This window comes from Type-D symbiont of Plautia stali (assembly GCF_001485335.1).
Taxonomy (GTDB): domain Bacteria; phylum Pseudomonadota; class Gammaproteobacteria; order Enterobacterales; family Enterobacteriaceae; genus Pantoea; species Pantoea vagans_C.
This window is the reverse complement of the sequence record NZ_BBOC01000137.1, coordinates 1-8966: the sequence shown is the minus strand read 5'-3', so window position 1 is coordinate 8966 and position 8966 is coordinate 1. Positions and strand designations below refer to the sequence as shown.

Here is an 8966-nt window from a genome sequence, read left to right as displayed (position 1 = left end):
TGCGGGTTTTGCAAAATGGGCTGGCGATAGAGCCGGATGGCGAGTGAAATGTCCCAACTGCTGTCATCTGCTCGCACCAAACTGCCACTGGCCAACTCTTCATGAATCAAGCTCAACGGCAACCACGCCACGCCGCCACCGGCCAGGACCATGGCTTTAAGATTCACCGACATACCGTTTTCATATACCGGTTCAAGTGGCAGCGGGCGTTTGATCAACATTTGCGCCAGCGCGTGGGCGAAAAAGGTGTGTTGGCCATAACTCAGCCAGGGAATAGCACCGCCGTCAGCGCTCACCGGATAGAGAGGCTTACCACCGCTATCTGGACGACAGACGGCGATAGCGCGTTCACGCCCTAACTGCACCATGGGATAAGGGGCGAGTTGGTGGATCAGCGACACCGCATCATGCGCATAAGTGAGGAGAAAATCGGTTTCACCACTGTGCAAGGTGGCGATATGCTCTGCGAAGGTCGGCTTTTGGTTACATAACCGGATGTAACTCAGATTGGGTTGCAAATTGAGTCGTTGGATCCAGTCCGGGAAGAAGGTCAGCGAAAGGGTATTTAACATCGCGAAGCGCAGCACGGCAGTGCGCGAACTGTAGCGCTGATGCAAGTCATGCCGAAGATGTGTCATAGAAAATACCGTTTCGCTGGCGGTCGCGAGAAAGGTTTGTCCTTCCGGGGTGAGGGTAACGGGATAGGTGTTGCGATCAAATAGCGGCACCCCCAGCCACTCTTCTAACTGGCGAATACGACGGCTAAGCGCCGACTGGGTGATATGCCGTTCATCTGCGGCGCGAGTGAAACTATAACAACGGGCAACACTGAGAAAATCTTCGAACCATTTCAACTCCATAGCACTGACCTCTTTGGATGAATGGGAAAACAGCTTCAGCGGTAGACACCTTTTGTTACAGGCAAGAAATGCGCCAGGCTTTATTAATGGACGGATCGCGTTATTTCAAGGGATATACACGCAGGAACAGCATAGCGTGGAGCAATTGTTGCACCTGCCGGGTGCAGTGAGGTTTCCCCGCTAAGGGTAAAATGTTATTGATGAGTGCATTAATATGATTGAACCCAATAAGATGGAAATGACACATGACTTCCCATATCGAACCTGTTGAACTGGAAAAGGCGTATCGTCTGATTAACCACGGCCCGACGACGTTGGTTTCTTCACACCATGATGGCATTGACAACGTGATGTCTGCCTCCTGGGTGTGTGGCCTGGAATTCAAACCGGCGAAGCTGACCGTGGTTCTCGACAAATCCACCTTCACCCGCAAACTCATTGAGCAGAGCCATAAATTTGTGATTCACGTCCCGACCGCAGGTCAGGCAGAGATGGTGCATTATTTGGGTACGCATTCTCGCAGCGGTGAAACGGACAAACTGGCGGCGTCCGGAGTGCAACTCTTCCAGTTACCGGACAGTGAACTGCCTTTGGTAGCGGGATGTGCAGCCTGGTTATACTGCGAACTTATTCCTCTGCCGCAAAACCAGAACGATCACGACCTGTTTATTGGCGAGATAAAAGGCGCCTGGGCGGATAACCGCGTGTTTAAACAAGGGCGTTGGTTATTCGAAGATGCGCCTGATGAGATGCGCAGTTTGCACTATATCGCGGGCAAACGTTTCTATAAAACGGGTTCACTGCTGGATGTTGAGTAACCGTGAATCCCGCTGTTTATAACGTCACTTAGTCAAGATTGGCTTTACGCATCGGCATTTGATCAATGGTGGAAAATAACACCTCTGTATTCAGGGGTGTAGTTTCACGCATTTTCATGCCCCCATCTTTTCCCACCAAAACCACTTCAAATCCTTTTGGATCAAGTTGCCTGCGCAACTGGCCTTTATCGCTGGGTGAGGTGTCGGTTAATACGATGATATCGCGCTCAGCCAGTGCCGTTTTGTTCTTCTCCAGCATCGCCATTTGCTCAACGTAGGCGGCATCGTGGTTAGACGGTGCGAAAATCACCAACGGGCGATTGTGCCAACGATACGGGTTGAGATCTGCGGTGTCGGGCGATAAAGACTGGAATAGGGGGCTGCCAGCTGCATGAGCCAGGCTACAGCTCAATATAAAGAAAATGACAAACTTCAAACCGGGTATTTTCGACAGAATTGACATGATGATTTCCCCAACGGGGTGAATGAATATTAAGAGTAGCGGAAGCAACGGCGTGGAAGGCTTATTTCACATTTCTTTACCCGCGCTCAGCTATATCGATTAATGAATTTTTCTCATAGCGCCTTCCTCAAATAAGCAATTTATCCTCCAACCGTGGCAACCTACACTGGAAATCATGCATTCCCGAAGCGTTTAACCGAGGAAAAGATGAAGAATATTAATAGCGCGTTAATCATATGTGCAGCCATGGCCAGTTCAGTGAGTTTTGCCGAAATGACTTCTGAACCGGAACGGAAGAAAATTGAAATTCAACTGCAAAAACAGCGTCATGCACTGACCGAACAGCAAAAAGACATTGCATTGATTGCTGCAAACGCGGCCGTCGGTGAGATGCAGGGGTTACGAACAGCGTTAGAGCGTGGTCTGGATGCAGGGTTAACGTTGAGTGACTGCAAAGAAGTATTGGTCCAGCTTTATGCCTATGCCGGTTTCCCACGCAGCCTCAATGCATTGACTGAGTTGATGAAGTTGGCTGAGACACGTCAGCAGCAAGGTAAACAGGATGCGGTGGGTAATGATCCAAACCCAATGCCATCAGCAGAAGCGATGCTGGCTGCGGGAACGCAGAATCAGACTGCATTAGTGGGCGCGCCGGTCAAAGGGCTGATATTTGAATTCGCGCCGGCAATCGACCAGTATCTTAAATCCCATCTGTTTGGCGATATCTTTGCTCGTGATAATTTGAGCTGGAAAAACCGCGAACTAGCAACGGTAGGCGCGCTTTCAGCGATGAGTGGTGTCGAATCTCAACTTAAATCGCATTTGAACGTGAGCATGAACGTCGGATTCAGCGCGGATCAGTTGGCGGAGTTGGTGCCATTCTTTGAAGCTCAAGGGCAGAACAACACGGCAGAACGATTGGCATCAGCGCTGCTGGCGGTGCGTCAGGATTAAGGCGTATGCAAGCCGGTGAGTTGGTGCGCATCAATGCGCACACGACAAAGTATCACACACATTCTTGTAGGGCCGTCATTTATGGCGACCGACAGCGTTTAACTAACAAGCATGACGCAGTTAATGAGTGCATGGGCTTGAAACATCATGATTTAGCCTTAGATATCAATGCACTATAAAAGTACGGATAATGTATATTATGTTAAATTACGGCGTTCGGTTTAAACTAGCGTGTTGTTACCCGCCCTTAGCTAACTTAGATCTCATTAAAGAATGCTTTAATGAAACAACGCAGAATGAAAGATATTTTTCCTGATAAAGCACATCACGACTTTTGTCGGGTTACTCTACTCATCAAAGGTCAGGCCTTCAGTCGGCTATCAAACCTAAACGGGATAACTTCTGCACGTTGAACAATTCTGTACAAATCTGGATGTTCGGGATTCAACAAGAAGTTGTATTCAACCGGCGACAACGCGCTCGGTACGCGTAACGCAATCGAACTCTGACTAAAACACCAGGCATCACCGTATGCGGCTAACTCTGGTGGTGCATCCTCGTCAGCCCAATGACGGGGTAACTCTGCCATATCGGCGTCCTGTACTTGTTCATCATGCACTTCTATACGCAGCAGCGTGAAATATTCCATGAGATGCGCCGCATGTAGATGCACCAAAGTCTCCAGCATGGTGAGCGATGCGGTTTCGGAGGCATAAACCATCGAGACCCCCACACTGTTCCATCGCCCTCCAGCCTCTTTTGCGCCGTAACCCGACCACGCCGTTGTCAAAAACCTTGTCTTGGTTAGCCGATAGAGAATCAAGAATAAACCCCATGCTCCAGGCGAGTGATCAGTTTCATGACCTCATAAGCTCCGGTTTCAGAAGCCATCAGCTCTGCTGGAACTTTCCAACTCAACGCTCTGTTTGGCTCATTCAGCCATTTTTGCGCTTCTTCTTTATTACCTTCGAACAACTCGACGGTTCGATCGATAACGCGAATGATGCGCACCAGTCGTTCGCTTTGATCGGCACTGAATCGCGCTTTCAGGCTTCGACTAAAGGTGGTTGACGGAATGCCCGACATTTTGCGCAGGTCATTTTGCGTTATCTGCGCCCAATCAACGATAAGACCGGCAACTTTGCCATCAAGACCTTCGTTGATCTGCCCGAGCAACGCGACGCCATCGGAGTTGTTAAGCCCAGCGACCTGCCATAAGCGAGGCGGTTTAGCCTGACTCGTTGATATGCTGAATGTTTTCATTGAATACCTCCATTTGGATATTGAATTATAACCATATGGTTATAAGCGTGCAAATTTCAACCACTCAGGGAAGCCACCCAGGAAAAATTTGTGTGATTACCCCTGCATTTTCATCAATCGCCACTGGTGAACAAAGGGTAACGCGGCGCAAAATGGAATATATAACCGTAGTTGAATATATATTCACACATAATCATTCTTACGTTTAAGTCCTTACCTATCTGAGGAGTACATCTAATGAGTGGCTACACCTACCCTAAATTCGGTGCTGGATTATGGCATTTCGCCAACTATATCGATCGCTACGCGGTGGATGGCTATGGACCGGCACTCAGCACCCTCGATCAGATTAAACTTGCCGGTAGTGTCGAAGACTTATCTTACGTTGATGTGCCCTATCCTTTCACCGAAGGCGTGACGGTGGAACAGGTTAAGCAGGCGCTGGCAGATGCCGGTTTGAAAGCGATTGGTGTTACACCCGAGATTTACCTGCGCAAATTCTCTCGTGGCGCATTTACCAATCCAGATCCAGCGCTACGCCAGCAAGCATTTGAATTGATGCATGACGCGGCCAAAGTGGTACGTGAGTTGGGGGCAAACTACGTCAAAGTTTGGCCGGGTCAGGATGGTTGGGACTACCCATTCCAGGTCGATCACAAAAATCTATGGAAAATGGCCGTCGATGGCATGCGTGAACTGGCCAGCGCCAATCCTGATGTTAAGTTTGCCATCGAATACAAGCCACGCGAACCGCGCGTAAAAATGACCTGGGATTCCGCAGCACGTACCTTATTAGGGATTGAAGATATTGGCCTTGATAACGTCGGTGTACTGCTGGATTTCGGCCATGCCCTGTTTGCCGGCGAATCTCCGGCCGATTCCGCGCAGCTGATTATCGATCGTGGACGCCTGTTTGGCATGGACGTCAACGATAACCTGCGCGGTTGGGATGATGATTTAGTGGTCGGCACCGTTCATATGACTGAGATTTTTGAGTTCTTCTATGTGCTCAAAATCAATAACTGGGACGGCGTCTGGCAACTGGATCAGTTCCCCTTCCGTGAAGACCATGTAGAAGCGGCCAATCTTTCCATACGTTTTCTTAAACACATTTATCGCGCATTAGATAAGCTCGATATCACGGCACTGCAAGAAGCTCAGCGTGAACAGAATCCATTGAAAGCACAGAAGATTATTCAAAATGCCCTCTTAACCAGTATTGAAGTTTAAGGGTACAATGCCCGGCAATAGCGTTGCCGGGCGACAATCAGAGCCTCAAGTTCCTGTGTGATATGCCCCCCCCCTTATTCTGTTTAACTTTGATAACAGCTCAGCTGTCACATGGGTCGATGATTAATGACCAGCATTGTATGTTGTAACATAATTAACCTGGCGCTTCTTATGCAAGATAAGACAAGGGGTAACTTTTGCAAATTTTGCACCCGGTTGCATTTCGACATGCACCTGGGTGCAAAACTCGCTGTTTTTGTGATCCGGGTGAAGGAATCTATGTTTGCCACGTTGACTATTATTCCACCGCAACCGAGAGTGATGATTAAGCATCCCGCTGCAAAACCCCAAAATAAGCGCCATTAGAAGGCTTTTGATCTTATTTTGCACCCGGATGCAAAACACATCTGTCACTCCCCTACAGAGATATAAAGATGAAAATAATCAAAGTATTAGTGGTGATCTTCGGTCTGCTCAGCATGTTCGGTGTGCAAGCGAAAACCTATATGGTCGGCGTGGCGCTGGCTAACTTAGACCTCAACTTTGTTTCTATTCTTCGTAGCCAGATGGAAAAGCAGTTGAAAGAAAAAGGCCTCAACAGCCAGTTCGCCGATGCCAAGGGCGACGTTTCACTGCAAATTCAGCAGATCGATGATTTTATCAATCAGGGTGCGGACGCCATCATCGTTAACCCCGTTGATACCCAAGGCGTGATGCCGGTGATTGCTGCTGCGCAGAAAGCCAATATCCCGCTAATTTTTGTTAACCGAAAACCAGAGGTGAAACTCAGCGGCAAAATGGCCTATGTCGGCTCTGATTCTGCGTTAAGCGGCAAGATGGAAATTGAAGCGCTGGGCAAACGTATGAATAACCAAGGTAACATTGCGATTTTAATGGGGGCGTTATCCACTGAAGAAGCTCGTCAGCGCACCAAAGCGGTTGAAGATTACGTCAAGGATCATCCTGGATTAAAGGTGATCCAGAAACAGACCGCCAACTGGCAGCGCAATGAGGCCGTCGATAAAACCCTCTCCTGGTTGCAGGATGGCAATGATATTAATGCAATAGTGGCCAACAATGATGAAATGGCGATTGGCGCGATTATGGCTCTGGATCAATTGAAGAAAAACAATGTGCTGGTGGCAGGCATTGATGGCACGCCAGACGGTTTGCAATTTATTAAAAACGGCAAAATGGCGGTGACCATTTTCCAGGACGCCAAAGGCCAGGCCACCGGCGCGGTAGATGTCGCGAACGATATGCTCACAGGTAAAAAGACCGAAGCCTATAACTGGGTGCCTTACCAGACGGTGACGCAGGAAAACTATCAGGAATTCACGACTAAGAATCAAAAGTGATGCCAGGCGCTTTGCGGTCGCCATAAATGGCAACCCTACGATGATCGTGCGCGGTTTTCGTAGGGTGCACTTTGATGCGCACCAACATACATTTCAGTCCTAAGTGATGCCTTAAAAGCAACGTTCAGTACGAATTTTGTTGCTTCCATTGCAGCGCTAACCCGTTATGTTGAGCTTAAAAAATGGAGGTCAACATGCGTAAACCGTCTTCGCCTTGGTGGTGGGATCTCTCCACTCGGGAATTCAGTGAACTTGATATGGCCAATATGGTGGCCGTGCTACCGATTGGCGCCGTGGAACAACATGGACCGCACTTACCGGTGCGGGTTGATGCGGCCATCAACGCAGGGATTATTCAGCGCGCCGTCGCGATAATGCCAGATGACCTACCGCTGTTGGTGTTACCTGCGCTACCGATTGGCAAATCTGACGAACACCTGGAATATCCCGGTACGCTCTCTCTGCCCTATGAGGTACTGGGCAAAGTGTGGTTCGAGGTGGCAAAAAGTGCCTGGCGCGCGGGGATTCGTAAACTGATTTTCTGGAATTCGCACGGCGGCCAGCCGCAGTTAATGGAAATTGTTTGCCGTCAGTTGCGCATCGAACTTGGCATGTTTGCCGTCAGCGCCAGCTGGTTCCGTACCATCGATGCCTCTGACTTGTATAGCGCCCATGAGCGGCAACACGGGATTCATGGCGGCGAATCAGAAACCAGTATGATGCTGCATCTCCACCCTGAGTTAGTGCAGATGGCTTACGCGGATGACTTCGTGTCAACTTCGGTGGCGCTGGAAAAAACCGGCGGCATTCTCACCCCTGAAGGGGGAATTGGTTTTGGCTGGATGGCGCAGGATCTGCACCTGTCTGGCACCACGGGCAACGCCGCAGCGGCGGATGCGGAACGCGGCGAGATCGCCACAGATCGTGCCGCTAACGCATTGATCAAGCTGGTGCGCGAAGTGGCGGCATTTGATCTCGATTTTCTCAAGCAGAAGCAATAATCGTTGCCGCCATCTACGATGGCGACATCATCCCTTTCAACGTCTCCGCAAACACGCTGCCAATGGCGCTGGTGCCACGATCGTGACCGATCAACATCAGCGTCTGGCTATGCTGTGCCAGTTCACGCACCGGGATATACACCAAACGGCCACTACGCTGATCGGATTCGATATCAATCGGCGTCAGAAACGTTAGGGTTTGATCCATCATCGCAGACTGACGCATCACTTCGATCGAGTTGGTTTCAATTACGGTATGCAGATTGATTGATGCCCGCGCGAACACCTCATTGAGGTAAGGCCGAATCACCATCGATTTATCTGCAATGACCACCGGATAAGGCAGGCAATCACTGAGCCGTAAACTGGCTTTCACCGCCAACGGATGCCCTACTCCTACGACCGCACCAAGACGCACGGGCATGCTGGCGAGTTTTCGATGCACCGGCTGCAATTCGAAATCAAATCCAATACCGAGATCTGCTTCACCGCTTGCCACCGCATTAGTGATGTTCTCACCGGTGGTTAACTGTTGCAGTTGCAGTTTCACACGCGGGTTCGCCCGACGAAATTCCGCGGCGGCCAGTGGAATCAAATTCGCCGCCAGCCCGCTCATCATCGCCACCGTCACTTCACCACGGCGTAAGCCTTTTAACTCTTCGATCTTCATCTGCGCGATTTCAATCTCTTTAAAACTCTGGCGCACATGATGGATCAACGCTTCGCCTGCCGCGGTCAACACCATTTTACGCGGCAAGCGCTGAAACAGCGGTGTCCCGAGTTCCTCTTCCAGCGCAATCAGTTGGCGATTAATCGCCGAAGCCGAAATATGCAGACGTTCAGCGGCCTTGCGAATCGAACCGCTGCGCGCCACCTGGTCAAGATAAATAAACAATCGGTGCTGAAGCATGCTTTCCCCTGCGTTGCCTTTAAGGCATCGGTAAGTGCGAAAAATGATGCTTTTAAGATAATGCTCTTCCGGTGATTAATACATCAAAACCACACCAGGAGAACACATG

The 8966-nt window shown here is 49.8% G+C and carries 10 protein-coding genes; 5 read left to right on the top strand and 5 right to left on the bottom strand.

Annotation, left to right across the window (positions count from 1 at the left end):
• A partial coding sequence (locus tag PSSD_RS24810) for a LysR family transcriptional regulator (RefSeq protein WP_058974081.1) occupies positions 1-860 on the bottom strand: 860 nt, incomplete at its 3' end.
• A 245-nt stretch (positions 861-1105) separates the two neighbouring features.
• On the opposite strand from PSSD_RS24810, the gene PSSD_RS24805 reads away from it, so the two are divergent.
• Positions 1106-1678 (top strand): flavin reductase family protein, encoded by a 573-nt coding sequence (locus PSSD_RS24805; RefSeq protein WP_039336950.1) that lies wholly within the window; start codon positions 1106-1108, stop codon positions 1676-1678.
• A 28-nt stretch (positions 1679-1706) separates the two neighbouring features.
• On the opposite strand, the gene PSSD_RS24800 is transcribed toward PSSD_RS24805, so the two are convergent.
• Positions 1707-2141 carry a DUF4174 domain-containing protein gene (locus PSSD_RS24800; RefSeq protein WP_058974080.1) on the bottom strand — a complete coding sequence of 145 codons (435 nt, stop codon included), beginning with the start codon at positions 2139-2141 and terminating at the stop codon, positions 1707-1709.
• Between the two features lie 207 nt (positions 2142-2348).
• Between PSSD_RS24800 and PSSD_RS24795 the strand changes: the two genes are divergently transcribed.
• Positions 2349-3095, top strand: a complete 747-nt coding sequence (locus PSSD_RS24795) for a carboxymuconolactone decarboxylase family protein (RefSeq protein ID WP_072215036.1) — start codon at positions 2349-2351, stop codon at positions 3093-3095.
• A 361-nt stretch (positions 3096-3456) separates the two neighbouring features.
• On the opposite strand, the gene PSSD_RS24790 is transcribed toward PSSD_RS24795, so the two are convergent.
• Positions 3457-3918: an RES family NAD+ phosphorylase gene (locus PSSD_RS24790; RefSeq protein WP_058974079.1), complete on the bottom strand. Its 462-nt coding sequence runs from the start codon at positions 3916-3918 to the stop codon at positions 3457-3459.
• Positions 3915-4358, bottom strand: a complete 444-nt coding sequence (locus PSSD_RS24785) for an Xre family toxin-antitoxin system antitoxin (protein ID WP_039336944.1) — start codon at positions 4356-4358, stop codon at positions 3915-3917. The genes PSSD_RS24790 and PSSD_RS24785 overlap by 4 nt, the downstream gene beginning before the upstream one ends.
• A 237-nt stretch (positions 4359-4595) precedes the next feature.
• Between PSSD_RS24785 and PSSD_RS24780 the strand changes: the two genes are divergently transcribed.
• The 3 genes from PSSD_RS24780 (at position 4596) to PSSD_RS24765 (ending at position 7947) form a co-directional block, all read left to right on the top strand.
• The gene (locus tag PSSD_RS24780; RefSeq protein WP_039336942.1) at positions 4596-5588 is read left to right on the top strand and encodes a sugar phosphate isomerase/epimerase family protein; all 993 of its coding nucleotides are present in this window, start codon (positions 4596-4598) and stop codon (positions 5586-5588) included.
• Between the two features lie 434 nt (positions 5589-6022).
• Positions 6023-6946, top strand: a complete 924-nt coding sequence (locus PSSD_RS24770) for a substrate-binding domain-containing protein (RefSeq protein ID WP_058974077.1) — start codon at positions 6023-6025, stop codon at positions 6944-6946.
• 194 nt (positions 6947-7140) lie between these two features.
• Complete coding sequence (locus tag PSSD_RS24765) at positions 7141-7947, top strand: creatininase family protein (protein ID WP_058974076.1); 807 nt, start codon at positions 7141-7143, stop codon at positions 7945-7947.
• A 13-nt stretch (positions 7948-7960) separates the two neighbouring features.
• Here PSSD_RS24765 and PSSD_RS24760 read toward each other — a convergent pair whose 3' ends face one another.
• Complete coding sequence (locus tag PSSD_RS24760) at positions 7961-8857, bottom strand: LysR family transcriptional regulator (RefSeq protein ID WP_058974075.1); 897 nt, start codon at positions 8855-8857, stop codon at positions 7961-7963.
• Positions 8858-8966 lie beyond the last annotated feature (109 nt).